The organism is Roseateles sp. (assembly GCF_039595595.1).
Lineage (GTDB): Bacteria > Pseudomonadota > Gammaproteobacteria > Burkholderiales > Burkholderiaceae_C > Roseateles.
In genome coordinates this window covers 180,715-202,741 of record NZ_JBCNLG010000007.1, presented here as the reverse complement: position 1 = coordinate 202,741, position 22,027 = coordinate 180,715, and the positions used below count along the sequence as shown (strand labels likewise).

26 protein-coding genes and 1 tRNA gene are annotated in these 22,027 nt (G+C 68.7%); 5 read left to right on the top strand and 22 right to left on the bottom strand.

Annotated features, from left to right (window positions below):
• Nucleotides 1-31 precede the first annotated feature (31 nt).
• Nucleotides 32-106: transfer RNA gene (locus ABDW61_RS11670), tRNA-Arg, on the top strand.
• 25 nt (nt 107-131) lie between these two features.
• Here ABDW61_RS11670 and ABDW61_RS11665 read toward each other — a convergent pair.
• A complete protein-coding gene (locus ABDW61_RS11665) occupies nt 132-473 on the bottom strand; it encodes a cupin domain-containing protein (protein ID WP_343638795.1) in 342 nt (113 codons plus the stop codon).
• 315 nt (nt 474-788) lie between these two features.
• Here ABDW61_RS11665 and ABDW61_RS11660 point away from each other — a divergent pair, with 315 nt between their 5' ends.
• Nucleotides 789-2,234, top strand: a complete 1,446-nt coding sequence (locus ABDW61_RS11660) for a S41 family peptidase (protein ID WP_343638794.1) — start codon at nt 789-791, stop codon at nt 2,232-2,234.
• Between the two features lie 121 nt (nt 2,235-2,355).
• Here ABDW61_RS11660 and tatC read toward each other — a convergent pair whose 3' ends face one another.
• The 12 genes from tatC to argB all read right to left on the bottom strand — a co-directional run bounded on the left by tatC (nt 2,356) and on the right by argB (nt 9,726).
• A complete protein-coding gene (gene tatC / locus ABDW61_RS11655) occupies nt 2,356-3,147 on the bottom strand; it encodes a twin-arginine translocase subunit TatC (RefSeq protein ID WP_343638792.1) in 792 nt (263 codons plus the stop codon).
• Nucleotides 3,144-3,629, bottom strand: coding sequence for a Sec-independent protein translocase protein TatB (tatB, locus tag ABDW61_RS11650; protein ID WP_343638790.1), 486 nt, complete (start codon nt 3,627-3,629; stop codon nt 3,144-3,146). The genes tatC and tatB overlap by 4 nt, the downstream gene beginning before the upstream one ends.
• Before the next feature lie 11 nt (nt 3,630-3,640).
• Nucleotides 3,641-3,868: a Sec-independent protein translocase subunit TatA gene (tatA, locus tag ABDW61_RS11645; protein ID WP_343638788.1), complete on the bottom strand. Its 228-nt coding sequence runs from the start codon at nt 3,866-3,868 to the stop codon at nt 3,641-3,643.
• Between the two features lie 204 nt (nt 3,869-4,072).
• Nucleotides 4,073-4,420: a histidine triad nucleotide-binding protein gene (locus tag ABDW61_RS11640; protein ID WP_343638786.1), complete on the bottom strand. Its 348-nt coding sequence runs from the start codon at nt 4,418-4,420 to the stop codon at nt 4,073-4,075.
• Between the two features lie 52 nt (nt 4,421-4,472).
• On the bottom strand, nt 4,473-4,874 hold the full coding sequence (locus ABDW61_RS11635; protein ID WP_343638784.1) for a hypothetical protein: 402 nt from the start codon (nt 4,872-4,874) through the stop codon (nt 4,473-4,475).
• The gene (locus tag ABDW61_RS11630; RefSeq protein WP_343638866.1) at nt 4,871-5,257 is read right to left on the bottom strand and encodes a phosphoribosyl-ATP diphosphatase; all 387 of its coding nucleotides are present in this window, start codon (nt 5,255-5,257) and stop codon (nt 4,871-4,873) included. The genes ABDW61_RS11635 and ABDW61_RS11630 overlap by 4 nt, the downstream gene beginning before the upstream one ends.
• A 23-nt stretch (nt 5,258-5,280) precedes the next feature.
• On the bottom strand, nt 5,281-5,673 hold the full coding sequence (gene hisI, locus ABDW61_RS11625; protein ID WP_343638865.1) for a phosphoribosyl-AMP cyclohydrolase: 393 nt from the start codon (nt 5,671-5,673) through the stop codon (nt 5,281-5,283).
• Nucleotides 5,674-5,719: 46 nt separating this feature from the next.
• A complete protein-coding gene (locus ABDW61_RS11620; RefSeq protein WP_343638783.1) occupies nt 5,720-6,202 on the bottom strand; it encodes an NUDIX domain-containing protein in 483 nt (160 codons plus the stop codon).
• On the bottom strand, nt 6,195-7,142 hold the full coding sequence (locus ABDW61_RS11615; RefSeq protein WP_343638782.1) for an ATP-binding protein: 948 nt from the start codon (nt 7,140-7,142) through the stop codon (nt 6,195-6,197). The genes ABDW61_RS11620 and ABDW61_RS11615 overlap by 8 nt, the downstream gene beginning before the upstream one ends.
• A 57-nt stretch (nt 7,143-7,199) precedes the next feature.
• Nucleotides 7,200-7,838, bottom strand: a complete 639-nt coding sequence (slmA, locus tag ABDW61_RS11610) for a nucleoid occlusion factor SlmA (RefSeq protein WP_343638781.1) — start codon at nt 7,836-7,838, stop codon at nt 7,200-7,202.
• Nucleotides 7,839-7,932: 94 nt separating this feature from the next.
• Nucleotides 7,933-8,622 (bottom strand): response regulator transcription factor, encoded by a 690-nt coding sequence (locus tag ABDW61_RS11605; protein ID WP_279760353.1) that lies wholly within the window; start codon nt 8,620-8,622, stop codon nt 7,933-7,935.
• A 189-nt stretch (nt 8,623-8,811) separates the two neighbouring features.
• On the bottom strand, nt 8,812-9,726 hold the full coding sequence (gene argB, locus ABDW61_RS11600; RefSeq protein WP_343638778.1) for an acetylglutamate kinase: 915 nt from the start codon (nt 9,724-9,726) through the stop codon (nt 8,812-8,814).
• A gap of 97 nt (nt 9,727-9,823) precedes the next feature.
• Between argB and ABDW61_RS11595 the strand changes: the two genes are divergently transcribed.
• The 3 genes from ABDW61_RS11595 (at nt 9,824) to ABDW61_RS11585 (ending at nt 11,633) form a co-directional block, all read left to right on the top strand.
• Nucleotides 9,824-10,747: a cation diffusion facilitator family transporter gene (locus tag ABDW61_RS11595; protein ID WP_343638776.1), complete on the top strand. Its 924-nt coding sequence runs from the start codon at nt 9,824-9,826 to the stop codon at nt 10,745-10,747.
• Nucleotides 10,744-11,181 carry a D-aminoacyl-tRNA deacylase gene (gene dtd / locus ABDW61_RS11590; RefSeq protein WP_343638774.1) on the top strand — a complete coding sequence of 146 codons (438 nt, stop codon included), beginning with the start codon at nt 10,744-10,746 and terminating at the stop codon, nt 11,179-11,181. Before ABDW61_RS11595 ends, dtd begins: the two co-directional genes overlap by 4 nt.
• 68 nt (nt 11,182-11,249) lie before the next feature.
• Entirely contained in the window at nt 11,250-11,633 is a 384-nt protein-coding gene (locus ABDW61_RS11585) for a VOC family protein (RefSeq protein WP_343638772.1), read from the top strand.
• 119 nt (nt 11,634-11,752) lie between these two features.
• On the opposite strand, the gene ABDW61_RS11580 is transcribed toward ABDW61_RS11585, so the two are convergent.
• The 9 genes from ABDW61_RS11580 to ABDW61_RS11540 form a co-directional block, all read right to left on the bottom strand.
• Nucleotides 11,753-12,718, bottom strand: coding sequence for a tripartite tricarboxylate transporter substrate-binding protein (locus tag ABDW61_RS11580; protein ID WP_343638770.1), 966 nt, complete (start codon nt 12,716-12,718; stop codon nt 11,753-11,755).
• A 93-nt stretch (nt 12,719-12,811) separates the two neighbouring features.
• Complete coding sequence (locus ABDW61_RS11575; protein ID WP_343638768.1) at nt 12,812-14,095, bottom strand: AMP-binding protein; 1,284 nt, start codon at nt 14,093-14,095, stop codon at nt 12,812-12,814.
• Between the two features lie 42 nt (nt 14,096-14,137).
• Entirely contained in the window at nt 14,138-14,428 is a 291-nt protein-coding gene (locus ABDW61_RS11570) for a hypothetical protein (RefSeq protein ID WP_343638767.1), read from the bottom strand.
• Between the two features lie 86 nt (nt 14,429-14,514).
• Nucleotides 14,515-15,321, bottom strand: coding sequence for an ABC transporter ATP-binding protein (locus tag ABDW61_RS11565; protein ID WP_343638766.1), 807 nt, complete (start codon nt 15,319-15,321; stop codon nt 14,515-14,517).
• Nucleotides 15,322-15,343: 22 nt separating this feature from the next.
• A complete protein-coding gene (locus ABDW61_RS11560; RefSeq protein ID WP_343638764.1) occupies nt 15,344-16,687 on the bottom strand; it encodes an ABC transporter substrate-binding protein in 1,344 nt (447 codons plus the stop codon).
• 99 nt (nt 16,688-16,786) lie between these two features.
• A complete protein-coding gene (locus ABDW61_RS11555; protein ID WP_343638762.1) occupies nt 16,787-17,851 on the bottom strand; it encodes a branched-chain amino acid ABC transporter permease in 1,065 nt (354 codons plus the stop codon).
• 30 nt (nt 17,852-17,881) lie between these two features.
• On the bottom strand, nt 17,882-18,811 hold the full coding sequence (locus ABDW61_RS11550; RefSeq protein ID WP_343638760.1) for a branched-chain amino acid ABC transporter permease: 930 nt from the start codon (nt 18,809-18,811) through the stop codon (nt 17,882-17,884).
• Between the two features lie 24 nt (nt 18,812-18,835).
• Nucleotides 18,836-19,759, bottom strand: coding sequence for an ABC transporter ATP-binding protein (locus ABDW61_RS11545; RefSeq protein ID WP_343638758.1), 924 nt, complete (start codon nt 19,757-19,759; stop codon nt 18,836-18,838).
• Complete coding sequence (locus ABDW61_RS11540; RefSeq protein ID WP_343638756.1) at nt 19,759-21,705, bottom strand: AMP-binding protein; 1,947 nt, start codon at nt 21,703-21,705, stop codon at nt 19,759-19,761. Before ABDW61_RS11540 ends, ABDW61_RS11545 begins: the two co-directional genes overlap by 1 nt.
• Nucleotides 21,706-22,027 lie beyond the last annotated feature (322 nt).

The following is a 22,027-nucleotide window of genomic DNA, read 5'->3' as shown; positions in this document are numbered from 1 at the left end:
GCAGGCCCCACTCAGGCCGGCCTCCCGCGGGCTCTCCGTAGTTCAATGGATAGAACGGCCGCCTCCTAAGCGGCAGATACAGGTTCGATTCCTGTCGGAGGGACCACCGTCCCTCAAGGCCCTCAGCGCCCTCAGCGCTTCAGCACGATCGTCACCAGCGCCGACGCGTCCACCACGCCGGCCACGCCGTGCATCACCCCGCCCTCCAGATAGCACAGCTGCCCCGCCCGCAGGCGCTGACGCTGCTCGGCGCCCTCGCGCTGAACGCTCAGTTCGAGCTCGCCCTCGAGGCAGTGAAGCGTGATCTCGCCGTCGACCTTGTGCGGCGGCATCGCCTTGCCCGCGGGCAGCACCAGCCGCATCACCTCCAGGCCCTGCGACTTGAACAGCGCGGACGTCGGCGTAGCGGACAGCGCGGCGCCAAGCGGCGCGACGTCGATCGGCTGGGCGGGGGCGGCATGCGGCAGGGCCATGGAACTGCTCCTCGTTGACGGACGACTTCGGCGCATCGCGCGCCGCGTGATCCGTCCATCATGGCACCGACCCGCCCGGCCCGCATCCCCGCGGCCGCCAGCCCCTGCCGGAAGTCATCGCAGGCCGCACCGGGCCTGGCGGCGAAGCGCCATCAATCCACGCGATACGCGTAAATGCGGGGTAAAACGGCGTGTCGTCTCGGGCTGGTTTTTTGCCCGACGCATATACTGGGAACGCCATTGTTCCGTCTCGCGCAACGGGGACGGACATCCGGCGCCAAGCAGCGAGGCTGTACTGATTCAAGGTTTTTCATCATGGGCGCCAAACTCAAGGTCGCAGGCTGGGTCGCATTGGGAGCGATGGCCGGTGTCATGACGACGATGCAGCTGCAGGCCAATGCCCGCAGCACCGCCAGCCCCCTTCCGCTCGAGGAACTGCAGCAGCTCGCCGCCGTCTTCGGGATCGTGAAGTCCGATTACGTCGAACCCGTCGACGAGAAGAAGCTGATCAACGACGCCATCTCCGGCATGGTCAGCGGTCTGGACCCCCACTCCCAGTTCTTCGACAAGAAGAGCTTCAAGGAATTCCGCGAGAGCACCTCCGGCAAGTTCGTCGGTGTCGGCATCGAGATCGGCATGGAGGACGGCCTGGTCAAGATCGTCTCGCCGATCGAAGGCAGCCCCGCCTTCCGCGCCGGCCTCAAGAGCGGCGACCTGATCAGCAAGATCGACGACACGGCGGTGCGCGGTCTGACGCTCGATCAGGCGGTCAAGAAGATGCGCGGCGAACCCAACACCAAGGTGATGCTCTCCATCTTCCGCAAGTCGGAGAGCCGCACCTTCCCCGTGACGATCACGCGCGAAGAGATCCGCGTCCAGAGCGTGCGCGCCAAGATGGTCGAACCCGGCTACGCCTGGGTCCGCGTGAGCCAGTTCCAGGACCGCACCGTCGACGACTTCGCGCTCAAGCTCGCCGAGCTCTACAAGCAGGACCCCAAGATCAAGGGCGTCGTGCTGGATCTGCGCAACGACCCGGGCGGTCTGCTCGAGGGCGCCGTGGCGATCTCCGCGGCCTTCCTGCCCAAGGGCGTGGAGGTGGTCTCGACCAATGGCCAGCTCGCCGAATCCAAGGCCAGCTACCGCGCCGATCCCGACTTCTACGCCCGCCGCGGCTCCGGCGATCCGCTGCGCAAGCTGCCGGACGCCGTCAAGAACGTGCCGATGGTGGTGCTGGTCAACGAAGGCTCGGCCTCGGCCAGCGAGATCGTGGCCGGCGCGCTCCAGGACCACAAGCGCGCGACCGTGATGGGCCTGCAGACCTTCGGCAAGGGCTCGGTGCAGACCGTGCGCCAGCTGGGTCCGGACACCGCGGTCAAGCTCACCACCGCCCGCTACTACACGCCCAGCGGCCGCTCCATCCAGGCCAAGGGCATCGTCCCCGACATCCCGCTGGACGAGACCGCCGAAGGCAACGTGTTCGCCGAGCTGCGCATGCGCGAGGCCGATCTGGAGAAGCACCTCAACGCCAGCGACGAGAAGGGCGAGGAAGCGCGGACCAAGGAGCTCGAGAAGATCCGCGAAGAGCGCCGCCAGAAGCTGGAAGCCGATTACGCCAAGCGCGGCGAACCGGCCAAGCCGCTGCCCGAATTCGGCAGCACCGAGGACTTCCCGCTGCGCCAGGCGCTGAACCAGCTGCAGGGCAAGCCGGTCGCGGTGTCCAAGGTCGCGCAGGAGCGCAAGGCGGAAGCCAAGACCGAATAAGCCCGGCAAGCCTGCCGAGCGAGTTGCCGAGCAATCGCTTCAGCCGCTCCTCAATGACAAACGCCCGATGCATGCGCATCGGGCGTTCTGCTTTCTGGAGCTCGGCCGCTCAGTTGGCCGATCAGTTCGCCGTGTGGCCCTTGCCTTCCTCCTCGGCGTCGGGCGCGCGGGAGTAGCGGCCGAAGGCGCCGGCGGCCCAGAGGCCGACCTCGTACAGCAGGCACATCGGGATCGCGAGCGCGAGCTGCGAGACGATGTCCGGCGGCGTGATGACCGCCGCGATGACGAAGGCCAGCACGATGAAGTAGCCGCGGAACTGCTTGAGCTGCGTCACCGTGACGATGCCCATGCGCGCCAGTACCACCACCACCACCGGCACTTCGAACGCGGCGCCGAAGGCGATGAACATGTTCATCACGAAGCCGAGATAGGCCTCGACATCGGGCGTCGCGGAGATGCTCTTGGGCGAGAAGCTCTGGATGAAGGTGAAGACCTTGCCGAAGACGAAGAAGTAGCAGAACGCCACCCCCGCGAAGAACAGCAGCGTGCTCGACACCACCAGCGGCATCACCAGCCGCTTCTCGTGGGAATACAGGCCCGGCGCCACGAAGGCCCAGACCTGGTAGAGCACCACCGGGAGCGCCAGCAGGAAGGCCGCCAGCAGCGTGACCTTCAGCGGGACGAGGAAGGGCGACAGCACATTGGTCGCGATCAGGGACGAGCCCTGCGGCAGATGCGCCACCAGCGGCTTGGCCAGCAGGTCGAACAGACCGCTGGTGCCGGGCCAGAGGCACAGCAACCCGAAGGCCACCGCCACGGCCAGCAGCGCCCGGATCAACCGGTCGCGCAGCTCCATCAGGTGGGACACAAAGGGCTGTTCGGTGCCGGCGAGTTCGTCTTCTTGTTGGCTCATGTCGCTCGGCGAGGGGGGCGGAAGCGCGCCACGCGGGCCGCGCCGGATTGCGCGTGCCGGCGCACGCCGGATTGCTGCTTGTACCAGAGCGGCGTCGCGCCGCGCTTCAGGCGCCAGTTCTTCTTCGGATGCGTGTAGACGGGCACCGGCGGGGTGTAGCCGCCGATCGAGCCGTCCGCCGACGTGCCGTCGACGGACAGGTCGGACCAGGTCGACTGCAGCGCCTGATTGGCCGAAGCCACACCTTGTTGCACGCTGGCGTGCACGTCGCTGACGGCGGTCTCGAACTGGCCCTTCATCTTCTGGAGCTCTTCCAATTCGATGGACCGGTTCACCTCCGCCTTCACGTCGGCCACGTAGCGCTGCGCCTTGCCCAGCAGGTGCCCGACCGTGCGGGCCACCCGCGGCAAGCGCTCAGGGCCGAGCACGACCAGCGCCACCACGCCGATCAGCGCCAGCTTGTCGAAACCGAAATCGACCATGCCGGCCGCGCTCAGTGACGCTGCTTGGCGTCGACGTCGACGGTGTTCGGATCAGCGGCCTTGTTGGCGTTGGCCACCTGCTGCGGCGGCGTGTCGGTCGAACCGTCCTTCATGCCGTCCTTGAAGCCCTTCACCGCGGCACCCAGGTCGGAGCCCACGTTGCGCAGCTTCTTGGTGCCGAACACGGCGATCACAACCACCAGCACGATCAGCCAGTGCCAGATGCTCAAACTACCCATGACATTCTCCAGAGTCGAAGCCGAAATTCTAAGGTCCGCACATGACAGGCATCTCGGCGATCAATGCCTGCCCTTGCCCGCATCAGCGGCTTAAGCACGAAAGCCCACACGAAAATCCGCACGAAGATCCAACCGGCGGACGGGCGTCGGTGGCCGGAACCCGGCCGCCGGTCATGGGCGCGCAGCCCGAGCTGGTTCCCGCGCTCAGCCTTTCAACCAGGGGCGCGGGCCGCCGATGGCATGCATGTGGAGGTGGAAGACCTCCTGGCCGCCGTCCGCCCCGGTGTTCACGACCGTGCGGAATCCGTTGGTGACGCCCAGCTCCTTCATCAGCTGCGGCACCAGCACGCCCATCTTGCCCAGCAGCGGCGCATCCTCGGGCTGCAGGTCGGCCATGCTGGCGATGTGGCGCTTGGGAATCAGCAGGAAATGCACCGGCGCCCAGGGGTGGATGTCATGGAAGCCGACGATGTCGTCGTCCTCGTAGACCTTCCTGGCGGGGATCTGGCCCTGGACGATCTTGCAGAAGAGGCAGTTGGGGTCGTGGCTCATGGTGGCGGGCGGCGGACAGGGATTCGGGATTCCGGTGGCGGAAACCAGGGATTCACATCGGCATCGGACGGCGATCGTTCATCGCCAGCCAGCCGCGCACGATGCGGTAGAGGAACCAGATCGAGATCACGCACCAGGCGATCCAGCCCGGGACGAACAACAGGAACCACAGCGGGATCGTGACCACGTAAAGAATGCCGCACCACAGCACGCTGCGCAGCCGCCAGGAGAAGTGGCTGGCCTGCCAGGTGCCGGCGGCCTCGTCGCGCTTCACCAGGTCGACGATGACCGCCACGATCAGCAGCACGATGCTGGCCTGCACGCCGGGCAGCAGCGCGCCGATGGCGACGATCGCGTGCAGCACGTAGCTGACGATGCCCACGCTGCGCAGGCTGGCCTCGCGGGCCGGATCCAGGACCACGGTCGGCGACGGCGTTTCGTACGAGTCGGTCATGCCTGCTCCTTGGGGCTTCTGCTGGCGAATTCCTCGAGGCCGGAGAGGCCCTCGCGGCGGGCCAGTTCGGCCAGCACCCGCTCGGGCCGCACGTCGAGCGCGGCGAGCGCGACGATCGAGTGGAACCACAGGTCGGCGACTTCGTAGACCAGCTTGTCGGGCGCGCCGTCCTTGGCGGCGAGCACCACCTCGGTGGCTTCCTCGCCGACCTTCTTGAGGATCTGGTCCAGGCCCTTGGCGAACAGCCTGGCGACGTAGCTCTTGTCTGGATCGCCCTCGGCGCGCCGCTGCGCGACCACGTCGCCCAGGTGCGCCAGCACGTCGTGCGCCGTCAGGCCCTTGGCGGGGGCCGCCGCCGGGGCTGGGGTGTCGTTCGTGCGCATCGTGCCCATCGTGTTCATGGCGCTCATGCCTTGTAGATGCTGGCGGGGTCCTTCAGGACCGGCTCGACGGTCGTCCACTGCCCGTTCTGGAGCTTCTGGAAGAAGCAGCTGTGCCGGCCGGTGTGGCAGGCGATGCCGGGCTCATGGCCATGCTGCGTGATGGTCAGCAGCACGACGTCGTTGTCGCAATCGAGCCGGATGCCGTGCACCTGCTGCACGTGGCCGGACTCCTCGCCCTTGTGCCACAGCCGGCCGCGCGAGCGGCTCCAGTACACGGCCTGGCCGAGCTCGGCGGTGCGGGCCAGCGCCTCGCGGTTCATCCACGCGAACATCAGGATGTCCTTCGAGCCCTGCTCCTGGGCGATGACGGGCACCAGCCCGTCGCGGTCCCACTTGATCTGATCCAGCCAGTCCATCGCGTCAGTGTAGTCCCCGCCCGGGCTGGCAGCGGTGCGCGCGCCTTCAGACGACATGGGTGAGCCCGACATGGAAGCGTTCCGCGGCGAACCACTGCAGCACCGGGATCGTGCCGGGCAGCACCGGCTGGACCTGCACCGGCAGGTGCTGCCAGCTCATGGCCTGACCTTCGCGCATCTCGAATTCGCCGGACCACTCGTGGACCTTGCAGAAGTGCAGCCGCACCTTCGCGTGCGGGTACTCCATCAGTTCGATCTTCCACGGGTGGGCGGCGGCGATGGTGATGCCTAGTTCCTCGTGCAGTTCGCGCCGCAGCGCCTGCTCGACGGTCTCGCCCGCCTCCAGCTTGCCGCCGGGGAACTCCCAGTAGCCGGCGTAGACCTTGCCCTCGGGGCGCGAGGTCAGCAGGAATTCCGTCTCGCGGCCCTGCGGGTCGCGGCGCACCAGCACGCCGACGGCCACGTCCACCGGCACGCGGTCGGTGGCCTCGACGGGGCTGTGGGGATTGGGCTTCTGCGGCTCAGACATGGTCGAGTCCCTCGGGGGCATCCCGCTCCTTCGATGGCGGGGTCCCCTCTTCGGTGGTCCCTCCCCGGCCGGCCAGGTCGCGGGCGAACTGGTAGGCGACGCGGCCCGAGCGCGAGCCGCGCTCCAGCGCCCAGACCAGCGCCGGCTGGCGCGCGGCCTCGATGCGGGCGGCGTCCAGGCCGAAGTGCGACAGCCACTGGGCCACGATCGCCAGGTATTCCTGCTGGCTGAAGCTGTAGAAGCTGATCCACAGCCCGAAGCGCTCGGACAGCGAGATCTTTTCTTCCACCGCCTCGCCCGGATGCACCTCGACGTTGCCATCCCGCTCCGAGTGGGTGTAGCCGAGGTTGTCCTTCATCTGCTCGGGCAGCAGGTGGCGGCGGTTGCTGGTCGCGTAGATCAGCAGGTTGTCGGTGGCGGCGGCGACCGAGCCGTCCAGCATCGACTTCAGCGCCTTGTAGCCCGCCTCGCCCTCGTCGAAGCTGAGGTCGTCGCAGAAGATCACGAAGCGCTCCGGCCGATCGGCGACCAGGTCGGCGAGGTCCGGCAGATCCACCAGATCGGCCTTGTCGACTTCGATCAGGCGCAGGCCCTGGCCGGCGAACTCGTTCAGGCAGGCCTTGATCAGCGAGCTCTTGCCGGTGCCGCGGGCGCCGGTGAGCAGCACGTTGTTGGCGGGCTGTCCCTGCACGAACTGGCGCGTGTTGCGCAGCAGGCGCTCCTTCTGCGGCTCGACCTCCCGGAGGTCGGCCAGCCGGATCGCCGACAGGTGGCGCACCGGCTCGATCCGGGCGCTCGCGCCGCGCTTGCGGTAACGGAAGGCGACAGCGGCGCTCCAGTCGGGCGGCGTCAGGGGCTGGGGCAGCACGGCCTCCAGGCGGCTCAGCAGCGCGTCGGCGCGCCGGAGCAGGGCATCAAGGGCGTCGGGGGCTTGGGACATAGCCGCCGAGTGTAGGCGGCGGCCGGGCGCTCGGACGGCGCCGGGCATGGTGAATGCTCACGCGAGCATTCGCATCGCGGCATCCAACTGTTCGGTCGGCAGGCGCTTGAAGCCGGAGCGCGCATAGCGCTGCAGCCGGCCAATGATGAAGCTGACGAGCACCGAAGCCTGAGCCTGCGCCTCGACGGTCGGGGTGCTGGAACCCGAGGCCTCCGCCGCCGTGCGCAGCGCCTGGCGCAGCGAGGATTCGACCTTGTCGAAGAACTGGTTCATGCGCGCGACCAGGCGCTCGTTCTCATAGACCAGCGCGTCGCCGACCATCACGCGGGCCATGCCCGGGTTGCGCTCGCCGAACTGCAGCAGCACCGCGACGATGCGCTGCGCCTGGGCCAGGCCGTCGGTCTCGCGCTCGGCGATCTGGTTGAGCAGCGAGAAGATGCTGGTCTCGATGAATTCGATCAAGCCCTCGAACATCTGGGCCTTGCTGGCGAAGTGGCGGTACAGCGCCGCTTCGCTGACCTCCAGCCGGGCGGCCAGCGCGGCGGTGGTCACGCGCTCGGCGCCGGGCTGCTCGAGCATGCTCGCCAGCGTCTGCAGGATCTGCACCCGGCGCTCGCCCGGCTTGAGCCGCTTGCGTGGCAGCTCCGCCGGCTTGGCAGCGGCGGAGTCCGGGGTATCCGAAGGGCTGGTATGCATGAGAGGGGCCGAAGTGTGCGGCGATTCTGGCACACCCCGACCCGCGTCCCGGCGCGGGTGCCGGACGCCGTCCACCCCCCTTGGGCGGCCCGCTTCAGTCTCTCAGCCAGCCCAGGCGGCGCGCCTCGTAGATGGCCTCGACCTTGGAGCGCACCTGCAGCTTGCGATAGGTGCGCTTCACGTAAGTCATGATCGTGTGCGGCGACACATTCATGAACTGCGCGATCTCGTCGAAGGTGAAGCCCTTGGCGGCCAGGTGCAGCACGCGCGATTCCTGCTCGGACAGCGCGACGACCTGCTCGTCCACCAGCGGCATCGGGGCCGAGTCGCCGAAGCCGCGCGGATGCGCGCCGCCGCCCTGCGGTGCCAGGCGCAGCAGCAACCGGCGGGCGATCACGGGGGAGATCGGACTGCCGCCCGCGCGCAGCGAGCGCAGCTGGCCCGGCAGGTCCAGCGCCAGCGAGTCCTTGAGCAGGTAGCCGGTCGCGCCGGCCTCGATGCTCGAAAGCACGTGCTGCTCGTCCCCGAAGACGGAGATGACCATCACCTCGCACTCCGGCGCGACATGCGCGGCGTGGCGGATCAGTTCGATACCGCTGCCGCCGGGCAGGTCCAGGTCGACCAGCAGCACGTCGGGACGTGTCTGGTCGAACATCTTCCGGCCCTGCTGCAGATCGGTGGCCATGCCGACCAGACGGATGTCGGGGGCTTTCTCGAGGGCATGGGCGAAGGCCTCGCGGAAGCGAAGCTGGTCCTCGACGATCAAGACGCTGAAAAGTGACATGCAATCCCTCACGGCTATGGAGCCGCTGTGGGGCGCATTCTGGGATGTCGCGTGTTTCAGCGGCAATCCCCAGCTTGCAGTGGTATGACCTTCGACCAGTCCCACGCTCCAAAGCGCTGCGCAGGGCAATCCGCGCTCCCATCAACGCGCGAGCCCCCTCGTTCGGAGGGGGCTCGCGGGGGCGCGGGCTCAGTGCGAGCGAATCATCGTGCCGTAGGCCTGCTCCGACAGGATCTCCAGCAGCATCGCGTGAGGGACGCGGCCGTCGATGATGTGGACGGCCTTGACGCCGCTGCGGGCGGCGTCCAGCGCCGAGGCGATCTTGGGCAGCATGCCCCCCGACAGCGTGCCGTCGGCGAAGAGCTCGTCGATCTCGCGCGCGGACAGGTCGGTCAGCAGCTTGCCCTGTTTGTCTAGCACGCCCGGGGTGTTGGTCAGCAGCACCAGCTTCTCGGCCTTGAGCACCTCGGCCAGCTTGCCGGCGACGACGTCGGCGTTGATGTTGTAGCTCTCGTTGCTCTCGCCGAAGCCGATCGGGCTGATGACGGGGATGAACTGGTCGTCCTGCAGCGCCTTCACGACGCTGGGGTCGATGGCGACGATGTCGCCGACGGAGCCGACGTCGTGCTCCTTGGCCGGGTCGTCCTTGTCGATCAGCTTGAGCTTCTTGGCGCGGATCATGCCGCCATCGCGGCCGGTCAGGCCCACGGCCTTGCCGCCGGCGACGTTGATCAGGCCGACGATGTCCTGCTGCACCTCGCCGGCGAGCACCCATTCGACGACGCTCATCGTCTCCTCGTCGGTCACGCGCATGCCCTGGATGAAGTGGCCCTTCTTGCCGAGCTTGTTGAGCGCGTCCTCGATCTGCGGGCCGCCGCCGTGCACCACCACCGGGTTCAGGCCGACCAGCTTGAGCAGCACCACGTCCTCGGCGAAGTCCTGCTGCAGCGCGGGGTCGGTCATCGCGTTGCCACCGTACTTGATGACGATGGTCTTGCCGTGGTACTTGCGGATGTAGGGCAGCGCCTGGGACAGCAGCTCGGCCTTGTCGCGCGGCGGGATGTGACTGAGGTCGGCGTCGTGAACGGGCGGTGGGTTGCTCATGGTGCTGTCCGGCTGAGTGGGGGCTGGGTTGGACGGGGGGTGAAGGGGGGTCTGAGGGAAAGACGGCGGCAATTGTAGGAGCGGCAAAATCGCCGCCATGCAAGTCCAGCAATACATGAAGCTGTCGGTGGCCGTCGCGCTGGCGACCATCGCCCTGAAGACGGCCGCCTGGTGGTGGACCGGGTCGGTGGGGCTGCTGTCGGACGCGCTCGAATCGGGGGTGAACCTGGCCGGCGCGCTCTTCGGGCTGGCGATGGTGACGATCGCGCGACGCCCGCCCGACGAGGACCACCCCTTCGGCCATCACAAGGCCGAGTACTTCTCCAGCGCCTTCGAGGGCGCGCTGATCCTGATCGCGGCGCTGGGCATCGGCTGGGCCGCGGTCGAGCGGCTGCGCGCGCCGCAGCCGCTGGAGCAGCTGGGCATCGGCATGGCGCTGTCGCTGGTGAGCACCGCGATCAACGCGGCGCTGGCCTGGAAGATGCTGAAGGCCTCGCGCGAGCACCGCTCGATCGCGCTCGAGGCCGACGCGCGCCACCTGTTCACCGACGTGTGGACCTCGGTGGGCGTCGTCGCGGGCCTGATCGGCGTGATGCTGACGGGCTGGGCCTGGCTGGACCCGCTGCTGGCGATCCTGGTGGCGCTGAACATCCTGCGCGAGGCGATGCACCTGATGTGGCGCTCCACCGGCGGGCTGATGGACATGGCGCTCGACCCCGGCGACCAGCAGGCAATCGCCGGGGTGCTCCAGCGCTTCGAATCGCCCGAGCTGCGTTTCGACCATGTCGCCACGCGCGCCGCGGGACAGTTGCGCTACGTGGACTTCCACCTGCACGTGCCGGCGCGCTGGACGCTGGGCCGCGCCGCGGCGCTGCGCGGCGAAGTCGAGCAGGCGCTGATGCGCGCGCTGCCCGGGCTGCGCGCCAGCATCCAGCTGCTGCCGGTGGATGTCGAGACCCGCTTCGCCGAACTGGCGGCGGAAGAACAGAGTCAACAGGAATCCGAGGAGGGACGAGGATGATCGCGCTGCTGCAACGCGTGAAGGAGGCCCGGGTCGAAGTCGGCGGCCGCTGCACCGGGCGGATCGGCCAGGGGCTGCTGCTGCTGCTCTGCGCCGAGCCGCAGGACGATGAGGCGGTCGCGGAGAAGCTGCTGGCCAAGATCCTCAAGCTGAGGATCTTCAGCGACGAGGCGGGCAAGATGAACCGCAGCGTGCAGGACGTGGGCGGCGGGCTGCTGATCGTCTCGCAGTTCACGCTGGCGGCGGACACCAGCGGCGGCAACCGGCCCAGCTTCACCGGCGCCGCGCCGGCCGAACCCGGCCGGCGGCTCTACGAGCACGCGGTACGCTTCGCGCGCTCGCAGCACCCGCTGGTCGAGACCGGCGAGTTCGGCGCCGACATGCAGGTCAGCCTGGTCAACGATGGGCCGGTGACCATTCCGATGCGGATGTGAATGGCTGATCTCGCGCTCCGAACTGACGAGAATGCGGCATCCGCATCGCAATGACAGAGGAGCGAACAATGATCACCTACGTGACCCTGGGCAGCAACGACCGCCGCGCCGCCAAGGAGTTCTACGACGCCGCACTCGCGCCGCTGGGCCTGAAGCCGGGCTACTCGGACGACGAGATGGTGGGCTACGGCCCCGACGGCGGCGAGACGCAGCTGTGGGTGGTGGCGCCCTTCAACGGCCTGGACGCGACGGCCGGCAACGGCACCATGGTGGCGCTGGCGGCCTCGACCCGCGCGCAGGTCGACGCGGTGCACGCGGCGGCGCTGGCCGGCGGCGGCCGCGACGAGGGCCGGCCCGGTCCGCGCGAGCAGTACGGCCCCAACTTCTACGCGGCCTACTTCCGCGACCTGGACGGCAACAAGCTGGCGGTGGTGTGCCGCTCCCCCGCCTGAGCACTGGCCTGAGCACTGCCCCGGACGCCGGCCCGCGCCCGCGCAAGGAAAAAGCCCGCCGGAAGGCGGGCTTTGCGTTTCAGCGCGGAAGCTGCGATCAGTCCGCGATCAGTCCGTGATCAATCGGCGTACTGGCCGGCGGCCTTGATGATCGGCGTCCACTTGGCGATCTCGTCGGCGACGAACTTCTTGTGATCGGCCGGGTTGACGCGATGGTCGGTCACGATCACGGCGCCCAGCGCTTCCTCGCGCTTGTGGAACTCGGCGTCCTTCAGCGCGGTCTTGAGCGCGGTGTTGATCTTGTCCAGCACCGCCTTGGGCGTGCCCTTGGGCGCATACATGCCGTGCCAGATCGTGACGTTGAAGCCCTTCAGGCCCGACTCGTCCAGCGTCGGCAGCTTGGACAGCGAACCGCCCAGGCGCTTGGGCGTCGACACCGCGAAGGCCTTGACCTTGCCGCCATCGATCTGCGTCGTGGTGTTGGTGGTCTGGTCGCACATGATGTCGACCTGGCCGCCGATCAGGTCGGTCATGGCCGGGCCCGTGCCCTTGTACGGGACGGTGGTCATGTCGATCTTCATGGTGCTCATGTAGAGCAGGCCGCACAGGTGCGAGGCCGAACCCAGGCCCGCGTTGGCCAGGTTGATCTTGCCCTTGTTCGCGTTCAGCCACTTCACCAGGTCGGTGTAGCTGGCGGCCGGCAGACTGGGACGGCCGATCAGCGTCATCGGGACTTCGTTGATCAGGCCCAGGTACTCGAAGTCGTCCAGCGTCTTGTACTGCAGGTTGCGGTACAGGGCCGGCGAGGTCGACATGCCGATGTGATGCAGCAGCAGCGTGTAGCCGTCCGGCGCGGCCTTGGACACCTTGGTCGCGCCCAGCGTGCCGCCGGCGCCCCCCACGTTCTCGATCACGATGGTGGCGTTCAGCGGCTTGCGCAGCGCCTCGGCCAGATCGCGCGCGACCTTGTCGGTCGGGCCGCCCGCCGCGAACGGAACGACGATGGTCACCGGCTTGTCCGGGTATTCGGCCCAGGCGGCGCCAACGCTCAGCGCCGCGGCACAGGCGAGCAGGATCTTCTTCATGGTGTCTCTTCCTCGATGGAGGTGTGGGTGATGGCGCGGATGCTAGGTCGGCGCCCCCGCCCGCGGCCTACGGAAACTACGTAAGCCGGTGCCTCAATCGAACTTGCGCAGGTCCTCGATGACTTTTCCGTCGTTGGGCAGCGCCCCCGCCGCGACGAACGCCACCTCGCCGCGCAGCTTGGTGACCTCGCGCAGCGCCGCGGCCAGCCCTTCGGCGAGCCCGCCGGGGGCGGCGCCCTCGGTCTCGACCCGCAGCGTCATCCGGTCCTGCGCCATCTCGCCCTCGACCACCAGCCGGCCGCGGCGCGCCTCGGGGAAACGCCGCAGCACCTCGGCCACCTGCCCGGCATGGACGAACATGCCGCGCACCTTGGCGCTCTGGTCGGCGCGGCCCATCCAGCCCTTGATGCGGACGTTGGTCCGCCCGGTCGGGCAGGCGCCCGGCAACACCGCCGACAGATCGCCGGTGCCGAAGCGGATCAGCGGGTAGTCCGGGTTCAGCGTGGTGACGACGACCTCGCCGACCTCCCCGTCGGGCACCGGTTCGCCGGTGCCGGGGCGCACGATCTCGACGATCACGCCCTCGTCGACGACCAGGCCCTGCCGGGCCTGCGTCTCATAGGCGATGAGGCCGAGGTCCGCCGTCGCGTAGCACTGGAAGCCGCTGACGCCGCGCTCGCCGCACCAGTCGCGCAGCGAGGGCGGAAAGGCTTCGCCGCTGACCAGCGCCTTGCGCACCGACAGCGGCTGCCCCTGCTCCGCCGCCTTGTCGAGCAGGATCTTCAGGAAGCTGGGCGTGCCGATGTAGGCGTGCGGACGCAGCTCGGCCATCGCCTGCAGCTGCAGCTCGGTGTTGCCGACGCCACCCGCGAACACGGTGCAGCCCAGCGCCTCGGCACCGCCTTCCATCATGGCCCCGGCCGGGGTCAGGTGATAACTGAACGAGTTGTGGACCAGATCCCCCGCGCGCAGCCCCGCAGCGTGCAGCGCGCGTCCGAGGCGCCAGTAGTCCCGCCCCCGCCCTTCGGGCTCGTAGATCGTGCCGGGCGACTGGAACACGCGCCGTGCGCCGCTGTCGCGCAGCAGGCCGCGCCAGCCGATGGTCGAGAAGCCGCCGAAGGGCTCGAACAGCGCCCGGCTGCCATCGGCGCGCACGGCCTGCTGGCGCGCCAGCAGTTCCGACTTGCGCGTCACCGGCAGCCGCGCGAGTTCGGCGCGGTTGCGCACGCGCTCGGGATCGACGTCCGACAGCAGCGCGCCGAAGGCCTCGGTGTGCTGGCGCGCGTGCGCCACCTGACGCGGCAGCGCCGCCATCAGCGCGGCCTCGCGCGCGGCCGGGTCTCGGTGCTCGAGGGTGTCGTAGAACTCGGCGCTCATCGCGGATTCCTCATGGAAGCTCCCCTCATCGCCGGAGCGGCGTCACTCTTCGGCCCACTGCGCCAGGCGGCGCTTGAGCTCGTCCTGCAGCTTGCGCACGTCCGCCGCGTTGCGGCACGCACGCGTCTCCCAGTCCGGGCTGCGCGCCGGCTTCTTCGCCAGCTTCGCGGTGATCTGGCCATCGCCGGCCGAGAGCTTGAGCACCTCCTGGCCCTCGAAGCTCCAGGCGTCGCCGCGCTCGGTGAGCGCGCGCAACTCGCGCAGCGCGCGGCGCAGCTGCACCAGCGCCTCCTCGGCCTTGAACGGCGGGGGCGCGAAGAAGTCGTTGTCCATGAACGGGTCTCCCTTGAATCGGATCAGCCGGCGATCGCCGCTCGCTCGTCGCTCGCTCGTCGCCTACTCGTCGCCTTACTCGTTGCTCAGGCCAGCCAGCGCTTGCGGCGCTTGTAGCTCTTGACGTCGCGGAAGCTCTTGCGGTCGCCGCCGCCCATGCCGAGGTAGAACTCGCGCACGTCCTCGTTGTCGCGCAGCGCGGCGGCCTGACCGTCCATGACGACGCGGCCGTTCTCCAGGATGTAGCCGTAGTCGGCGTAGCGCAGCGCCATGCTGGTGTTCTGCTCGGCCAGCAGGAAGGTGGTGCCCTCCTTCTGGTTGAGGTCGCGCACGATCTCGAACACCTCCTCGACGATCTGCGGCGCCAGCCCCATCGAGGGTTCGTCGAGCAGCACCATCTTCGGATTGGCCATCAGCGCCCGGCCGATGGCGCACATCTGCTGCTCGCCGCCGGAGGTGTAGGCCGCCTGCGAGCCGCGCCGCGTCTTGAGCCGCGGGAAGTAGGCGTAGACCTTCTCCAGCGTCTGGGCGATCGCGGCCTTGCCGTCGCGGCGCGTGTAGGCGCCGGTGAGCAGGTTCTCCTCGATGGTCAGGTGCGCGAAGCAGTGCCGCCCCTCCATCACCTGGATCACGCCGCGGTCGACCATCGCCGAGGTCGACAAGCGCTCGACGCGCTCGCCGCGCAGCTCGATCGAGCCCTTGGTCACCTCGCCGCGCTCGCCGGCGAGCAGGTTGCTCACCGCGCGCAGCGTCGTGGTCTTGCCGGCGCCGTTGCCGCCGAGCAGCGCCACGATGCGCCCCTGCGGCACCTGCATCGAGACGCCCTTGAGCACCAGGATCACGTGGTTGTAGATGACCTCGATGCCGTTGACGTTCAAAAGGATCTGGCTCATGGCGCGCTCCGGCATCGCGGGGTCAGCTCTGGCAGTCCGCCGGCGCGCGGCGGGTGAGCTTCTTGTCGCTCGCGTACTTGTCCGCCGCGGCCTTCACCATCGGCTTGAGGATCTGCTCATCGGCCTGCAGCCAGTCCGACGAGAAGTTCCACTTGCTGCCGTCCCAGGTGTGCACGCGCGCCCAGGTCGAGCCCATGTGGTCCTGGCAGGAGGTCGAGATCGGCCGGATCAGCGTGCCGATGCCCAGCGCGTCGAGCCGCTTCTGGTCGATGGCCAGGTTCTCCAGGCCCCAGCGGACCTGCTCGCCGGTCATGACCTTGCCCTTGCCGAAGCGCTCCTGCGCGCGGCGGATGGCCTCGACGCTGAGCATCGAGATGATCATCCCGCGCGTGTACAGCACCGAGCCCACCTCGTCCCTGGGTCCGCTGCCCTGGCCCTTCTCGTGCACGTACTTCAGGATGTCCTGCATCACCCGGGCCTGCTGGCCGTGGCCGTTGAGCGCCAGCGCGTTGTAGCCCTTGGCGCCCTCGCCCACGTCCTTGACGTCGGGCTCGGCGCCGGCCCACCAGACGCCGTACATCTTCTCGCGCGGATAGCCGGTGGCCTGGGCCTCCTTCAGCGCGGTCGAGTTCATCACGCCCCAGCCCCACAGCAGCACGTAGTCGGGCCGCTGCTGACGCACCTGCAGCCAGGCCGACTTCTGCTCCACGCCGGGCGCCGTCACCGGGATCTTCACCAGCTCGAAGCCATGCATCTTCTGGCGCTCCTCGAGCAGCGGGATCGGCTCCTTGCCGAAGGGCGAGTCGTGATAGACCAGCGCGATCTTCCTGCCCTTGAGCTTGTCGAAGCCGCCCTCCTTCTTCGCCAGGTGCTGGATCAGCATGTCGGCGGCGGTCCAGTAGCTGCCCATCATCGGGAAATTCCACTTGAACACGTTGCCGTCCTGCGAGGCCGACAGCCCGTAACCCAGCGTGATCAGCGGGATCTTGTCGACCGGCACCTTGTCCGTCAGCGCGAAGGTGATGCCGGTGGCCTGCGGATCGAACAGCGACGCGCCCTTGCCCTTCATGCGCTCGTAGCACTCGACGCCCTTGTCGGTGGCGTAGCCGGTCTCGCATTCCTCGAAGGCGATCTTCACGCCGTTGATGCCGCCATCGCGCGCATTGATCAGCTTCAGGTAGTCCTGCTTGCCGTTGGCCCAGGGCGTGCCGTTGGGCGCGTAGGGACCGGTGCGGTAGACCAGCAGCGGGATGAACTGCTCCTTGGCCTGCGCCAGCGCGGCGCCCGAGCCGCCCAGCAGGCTGGCCGCCGCGGCCAGCATCAGCGCGGCGCGCGCCGCGATCGTCGAGGTCTTGTTCGGCTTCATCGGTCTGTCTCCTGGTGGCACTCGTGATGCCTTGTTGAATGTGTCGGAACCGGAAGGACTGCGGAGGAACTGCGGAGGAACTGCGGAATCAATGTGGAGTCAATGCGGGAAGGGCCACAGGCGCAGCTTCTCCTTGGCGATCTGCCAGAGCCGCGCGAGGCCGTGCGGCTCGACGATCAGGAAGAACACGATCAGCGCGCCGAAGATCATCGTGGTCAGGTGCGAGGCCAGCGCCGTGTCGATCGGGATGCCGAACCAGTACGGCAGGTTGTCCAGCACGATGGGCAGCACGACCAGGAAGGCCGCGCCGAAGAAGGCGCCGGCGATCGAGCCCAGCCCGCCGATGATGACCATGAACAGCAGCTGGAAGCTGCGGTCGATGGAGAACGCCGCCGGCTCCCACGAGCCCAGATGGATGAAGGCCCACAGCGCGCCGGCCACGCCGACGATGAAGCTGCTGACCGCGAAGGCGCTGAGCTTGGCCGCCATCGGGCGGATGCCGATGACGGCGGCGGCGACGTCCATGTCGCGCATCGCCATCCAGCTGCGGCCGATGTGCCCGCGCACCAGGTTCTTGGCGATCAGCCCGAACACCAGCACGAAGGCCAGGCAGAACAGGTACTTCTGCACCGGCGTCTCGATCGGCATGCCGAGCACCGACAGGCCGGACACGCCGACCGAGCCGGAGGACGAATCGTGGGTCAGCCACTTGATGCGCAGGAAGGCCCAGTCGCAGAAGAACTGCGCGGCCAGCGTCGCCACCGCCAGGTACAGGCCGCGGATGCGCAGCGACGGGATGCCGAAGAGCACGCCCACCACCGTCGCGCACAGCCCGCCCAGCAGGATGGCCGCGACCAGCGGCAGGCCGTCCACGCGCACCAGGAAGTTGAAGGCCGCGTAGGCGCCCACCGCCATGAAGCCGCCAGTGCCCAGCGAGATCTGTCCGCAGTAGCCCACCAGGATGTTCAAACCCAGCGCGGCCAGCGACAGGATCAGGAAGGGGATCAGGATCGCGCGCAGCAGGTATTCGCTGGCCAGGCCAGGCACCACCACGGCCGCCAGCGCCAGCAGGAGCAGCATCGCCACGCGGTCCTGCGCGATCGGGAAGATCTGCTGGTCCGCGCCGTAGCTCGTCTTGAACTGGCCGTTCTCGCGATAGAGCATGTCGTTCTCCGTTTCAGGCGTTCGAGCCGTTCAGACGCGGTCGATGATCTTCTCGCCGAAGAGGCCCTGCGGCCGCACCAGCAGGAAGACCAGCGCCAGCACGTAGGCGAACCAGATCTCGATGCCGCCGCCCAGCGACGGACCGATGTAGATCTCGGACAGCTTCTCGCCGACGCCGATGATCAGCCCGCCGATGATCGCGCCCGGCACCGAGGTCAGCCCGCCCAGGATCACCACCGGCAGCGCCTTGAGCGCCACCAGCGAGAGCGAGAACTGCACGCCCAGCTTGGAGCCCCAGATGATGCCGGCCACCAGCGCGACGAAGCCCGCCACGCTCCACACGATCACCCAGATGCGCGACAGCGGGATGCCGATCGACTGCGCCGCCTGGTGGTCGTCCGCCACCGCGCGCAGCGCGCGGCCGGTGCCGGTGAAGCGGAAGAACAGCGTCAGCGCCGCCACCAGCGAGGCCGCGATCAGCGCCGCCGCCAGGTCCTCCTGGTTGACCATCACGCCGCCCTGGAAGCTCTGCTCCATCAGGAACACCGGGTCCTTGGGCAGTCCCACGTCGATCTTGTAGATGTCCGAGCCGAACAGCGTCTGCCCGAAGCCGTCCAGGAAGTAGGTGATGCCCAGCGTGGCCATCAGCAGCGTGATGCCCTCCTGGTTCACCAGGCGCGACAGCACCAGCTTCTGGATCAGCCAGGCGACGGCCACCATCAGCGCCATCGCCACCAGGAAGGCCAGCAGATTGACGGCCAGCTTGCCGCTCAGGCCGGTCCAGCGCGGGATCCATTCGGCAAAACGCGCCATCGCCAGCGCCGCGAACAGCACCATCGCGCCCTGCGCGAAGTTGAAGACGCCGCTGGCCTTGAAGATGAGCACGAAGCCCAGCGCCACCAGCGAATACAGCATGCCCGTCATCAGGCCGCCGATCAGCGTTTCGAGGAAGAAGCCCATGTCGATCGCTCCTGCGTCCTGCCGTCAATGCGAGGCGCCGAGGTAGGCGCGGATCACGTCCTCGTTGGCGCGGACCTCGTCGGGCCGGCCGTCGCCGATCTTGCGGCCGTAGTCCAGCACCACCACGCGGTCGCTGATGTCCATCACCACGCCCATGTCGTGCTCGATCAGCACGATGGTGGTGCCGAACTCGTCGTTGACGTCCAGGATGAAGCGGCACATGTCCTGCTTCTCCTCGACGTTCATGCCGGCCATCGGCTCGTCCAGCAGCAGCACCTTGGGCTCCATCGCCAGCGCGCGGCCCAGGTCGACGCGCTTCTGCAGGCCATACGGGAGCCGGCCCACCGGCGTCTTGCGATGTGCCTGGATCTCGAGGAAATCGATGATGCGTTCGACCTGCTCGCGGTGCGCGATCTCCTCGCGCTCGGCGGGGCTCCACCACGGGTTGCGCAGCGCCTGCGCCAGCAGCCCGGTGCGCATGCGCAGGTTGCGGCCGCTCATGATGTTGTCCAGCACGCTCATGCCCTTGAACAGCGCCAGGTTCTGGAAGGTGCGCGCGACGCCCATCTCGGCCATGCGGCGCAGCCGGATGCGCGGGCCGAGCTGCCGCATGTCCTCGCCGCGGAAGAGCACGCGGCCCTGCTGCGGCTGGTAGACGCCGTTGATGCAGTTCAGCATCGAGCTCTTGCCCGCGCCGTTGGGGCCGATGATGGCGCGGATCTCGTGCTCGCGGACGTCGAAGCTGATGTCGTTGAGCGCTTTCACGCCGCCGAAGGACAGCGTGATGTTGGCGACTTCCAGGATCACCTCGCCGACGCCGCGCCGCGCGGCCGGCGTCGGGGCGGCGGCCGGCGCGCCGGGCTCGCTGCCGGCATCGGTGCCGTCCTGTCGGTCCCCGGACGCGGGTGGCGCCAGGGCTGGCGCGTCGGCGGTAGCGATGGCGCTCATCAGGCGGCCCTCCGGGTGGGGGAGAAGGTCCTGGCCTCCTCGATGCGCAGGTCGGCGGCGACCTTGCCGGCGCGGCCGTCCTCGAAGCGGACCGCCGTCTCGATGAACTGCGAGGTCCGGCCCTCGTAGAGCGCGTCGATCAGCACGCGGTATTTCTCGGCGATCGCGGCGCGGCGGACCTTGCGCGTGCGGGTGAGCTCGCCGTCGTCGGCGTCCAGCTCCTTGTGCAGCACCAGGAAGCGCGTGATCTGGCTGCCGGCCAGGCGCTCGTCCTGCGCCAGGTCGGCGTTGACCTGCTCGACGCAGTCCTTGATCAGCGCGTAGACCTCGGGCTTGCCGGCCAGGTCGGTATAGCCGGCGTAAGGCAGGTTGTGGCGCTCGGCCCAGTTGCCCACCGCCTCGACATCGATGTTGATGAAGGCGCAGACCCGGTCGCGGCCATCGCCGAAGGCCACCGCCTCCTTCACGAAGGCGAAGAACTTGAGCTTGTTCTCGACGTACTTGGGCGCGAACATCGCGCCGTCATGCGCGCCGCCGCGCAGCCGGCCGACATCCTTGGCGCGGTCGATGATCTTCAGATGACCGCCGGCATCGAGGAAGCCGGCGTCGCCGGTGCGGTACCAGCCGTCGGCGCCCAGCACCTCGGCGGTCGCTTCCGGGTTCTTGTAGTAGCCCTTGAGCAGGCCGGGCGAGCGCACCAGGATCTCGCCGTTGTCGGCGAGCTTGATCTCCACGCCATCGATGGGCACGCCGACGGTGTCGGACCTGGCCTCGTGGTCGGGCTGCAGGCAGACGAAGACGGCGGTCTCGGTCGAGCCGTAGAGCTGCTTGAGGTTGATGCCGATCGAGCGGTAGAAGCTGAACAGGTCCGGGCCGATGGCCTCGCCGGCGGTGTAGGCCACGCGCACCCGCGAGAAACCCAGCGAGTTGCGCAGCGGCCCGTAGATCGCGAGGTCGCCGAGCCGGTACTTGAAGCGGTCCCAGGCGCCGGCCGGCTGGCCGTCCATCAGCGCGGGGCCGACGCGGCGCGCGAGCGCCATGCAGCGCGCGAACAGCCAGCGCTTGACGGCGCCAGCGTCCTCCATGCGGATCATCACGCTGGTGAGCAGGCCCTCGAAGACGCGTGGCGGCGCGAAGTAGTAGGTCGGACCGATCTCCTTGAGGTCGATGCTGACGGTGCTGGCCGACTCGGGGCAGTTGACGACGTAGCCGCAGGCCAGCCACTGGGCATAGCTGAAGATGTTCTGGCCGATCCAGGCGCAAGGCAGGTAGGCGAGCACCTCTTCGCGCGGCGTGAGCTTGTCGAAGCGCGCGCCGGCCAGCGCGCGATCGATCAGCGTCGCGTGCGTGTGGACCACGCCCTTGGGATGGCCGGTCGTGCCGGAGGTGAAGAACATCGCCGCGACATCGCCGGCCTGGCCCGCGTCGACCTCGCGCTCGAACCAGCCCGGATGGCGCAGCGCATGGGCGCGGCCCTCGCCACACAGGCTGTCGAGCGAAGCCAGGCCTTGGGCCTCGTAATGGCGCAGGCCGCGCGGGTCGTCGAACCAGACGCGGCGCAGCGCGGGGCACTGGTCGCGGATCTCGAGCAGCTTGTCGACCTGCTCCTGGTCCTCGACGACGGCGTAGGCGACCTCGGCGTTCTTGAGCGGGAAGACGAACTCAGCGGCGACGGCGTCCTGGTAGAGCGGCACCGGGATCGCGCCCAGCGACTGCGCCGCCAGCATCGATGCATAGAGCCGGGGGCGGTTCTCGCCGACGACGACGACATGCTGGCCGCGCGTCATGCCGGCGGCGGCGAAGCCGTGCGCGAGATCGCGCACCAGCGCCGCGAGCGCCGACCAGCTGAGCGTCTGCCAGATGCCGAGTTCCTTCTCGCGCAGCGCGGGAGCGTCGGGACGCTGCCGGGCATGGGCGAGCAACCATCGGGGGAAGGTCTGCTCCACCGTCGTCTCCTTGTGTCCCGCGGTCGCCTCTCTGGAGGAGACGCTCGTGGCGCGGGCCTGGGCGGACTGTAGGCCGGCTCATTGACGCCGTGTTGTCGTTGCGACGACATTCCTAGGGAGAGTTCGGGGGAGCGTTTTCCCCAGGGGGTCGCGTCAGGTTGCTGTCATGCGCGGGCGCGATGAACGGGGGATGGCTGCCACGTCCGACACCGATGTCCGCGCCGCGCTCGACGCGCCCCTGCGCTCGCCCGCGTCCGCCGCATCCGCCGCATCCGCCGCGTCCGTTGCTCTGCCGGCGCAGCCGCTGCGGCTGCGCGCCCGC

Excerpts from the sequence above, each read along its gene's own strand:
- tatA (WP_343638788.1), bottom strand. The coding sequence starts at position 3,868 with ATGGGTAGTTTGAGCATCTGGCACTGGCTGATCGTGCTGGTGGTTGTG.
- tatC (WP_343638792.1), bottom strand. The coding sequence starts at position 3,147 with ATGAGCCAACAAGAAGACGAACTCGCCGGCACCGAACAGCCCTTTGTG.
- hisI (WP_343638865.1), bottom strand. The coding sequence starts at position 5,673 with ATGGACTGGCTGGATCAGATCAAGTGGGACCGCGACGGGCTGGTGCCC.
- ABDW61_RS11585 (WP_343638772.1), top strand. The coding sequence starts at position 11,250 with ATGATCACCTACGTGACCCTGGGCAGCAACGACCGCCGCGCCGCCAAG.
- ABDW61_RS11620 (WP_343638783.1), bottom strand. The coding sequence starts at position 6,202 with ATGTCTGAGCCGCAGAAGCCCAATCCCCACAGCCCCGTCGAGGCCACC.
- ABDW61_RS11550 (WP_343638760.1), bottom strand. The coding sequence starts at position 18,811 with ATGGGCTTCTTCCTCGAAACGCTGATCGGCGGCCTGATGACGGGCATG.
- ABDW61_RS11570 (WP_343638767.1), bottom strand. The coding sequence starts at position 14,428 with ATGGACAACGACTTCTTCGCGCCCCCGCCGTTCAAGGCCGAGGAGGCG.
- ABDW61_RS11635 (WP_343638784.1), bottom strand. The coding sequence starts at position 4,874 with ATGACCGACTCGTACGAAACGCCGTCGCCGACCGTGGTCCTGGATCCG.
- ABDW61_RS11595 (WP_343638776.1), top strand. The coding sequence starts at position 9,824 with ATGCAAGTCCAGCAATACATGAAGCTGTCGGTGGCCGTCGCGCTGGCG.
- tatB (WP_343638790.1), bottom strand. The coding sequence starts at position 3,629 with ATGGTCGATTTCGGTTTCGACAAGCTGGCGCTGATCGGCGTGGTGGCG.
- ABDW61_RS11555 (WP_343638762.1), bottom strand. The coding sequence starts at position 17,851 with ATGCTCTATCGCGAGAACGGCCAGTTCAAGACGAGCTACGGCGCGGAC.
- ABDW61_RS11615 (WP_343638782.1), bottom strand. The coding sequence starts at position 7,142 with ATGTCCCAAGCCCCCGACGCCCTTGATGCCCTGCTCCGGCGCGCCGAC.
- ABDW61_RS11575 (WP_343638768.1), bottom strand. The coding sequence starts at position 14,095 with ATGAGCGCCGAGTTCTACGACACCCTCGAGCACCGAGACCCGGCCGCG.
- ABDW61_RS11560 (WP_343638764.1), bottom strand. The coding sequence starts at position 16,687 with ATGAAGCCGAACAAGACCTCGACGATCGCGGCGCGCGCCGCGCTGATG.
- ABDW61_RS11545 (WP_343638758.1), bottom strand. The coding sequence starts at position 19,759 with ATGAGCGCCATCGCTACCGCCGACGCGCCAGCCCTGGCGCCACCCGCG.
- dtd (WP_343638774.1), top strand. The coding sequence starts at position 10,744 with ATGATCGCGCTGCTGCAACGCGTGAAGGAGGCCCGGGTCGAAGTCGGC.
- ABDW61_RS11605 (WP_279760353.1), bottom strand. The coding sequence starts at position 8,622 with ATGTCACTTTTCAGCGTCTTGATCGTCGAGGACCAGCTTCGCTTCCGC.
- argB (WP_343638778.1), bottom strand. The coding sequence starts at position 9,726 with ATGAGCAACCCACCGCCCGTTCACGACGCCGACCTCAGTCACATCCCG.
- ABDW61_RS11665 (WP_343638795.1), bottom strand. The coding sequence starts at position 473 with ATGGCCCTGCCGCATGCCGCCCCCGCCCAGCCGATCGACGTCGCGCCG.
- slmA (WP_343638781.1), bottom strand. The coding sequence starts at position 7,838 with ATGCATACCAGCCCTTCGGATACCCCGGACTCCGCCGCTGCCAAGCCG.
- ABDW61_RS11640 (WP_343638786.1), bottom strand. The coding sequence starts at position 4,420 with ATGAGCCACGACCCCAACTGCCTCTTCTGCAAGATCGTCCAGGGCCAG.
- ABDW61_RS11630 (WP_343638866.1), bottom strand. The coding sequence starts at position 5,257 with ATGCGCACGAACGACACCCCAGCCCCGGCGGCGGCCCCCGCCAAGGGC.
- ABDW61_RS11580 (WP_343638770.1), bottom strand. The coding sequence starts at position 12,718 with ATGAAGAAGATCCTGCTCGCCTGTGCCGCGGCGCTGAGCGTTGGCGCC.
- ABDW61_RS11565 (WP_343638766.1), bottom strand. The coding sequence starts at position 15,321 with ATGAGCCAGATCCTTTTGAACGTCAACGGCATCGAGGTCATCTACAAC.
- ABDW61_RS11660 (WP_343638794.1), top strand. The coding sequence starts at position 789 with ATGGGCGCCAAACTCAAGGTCGCAGGCTGGGTCGCATTGGGAGCGATG.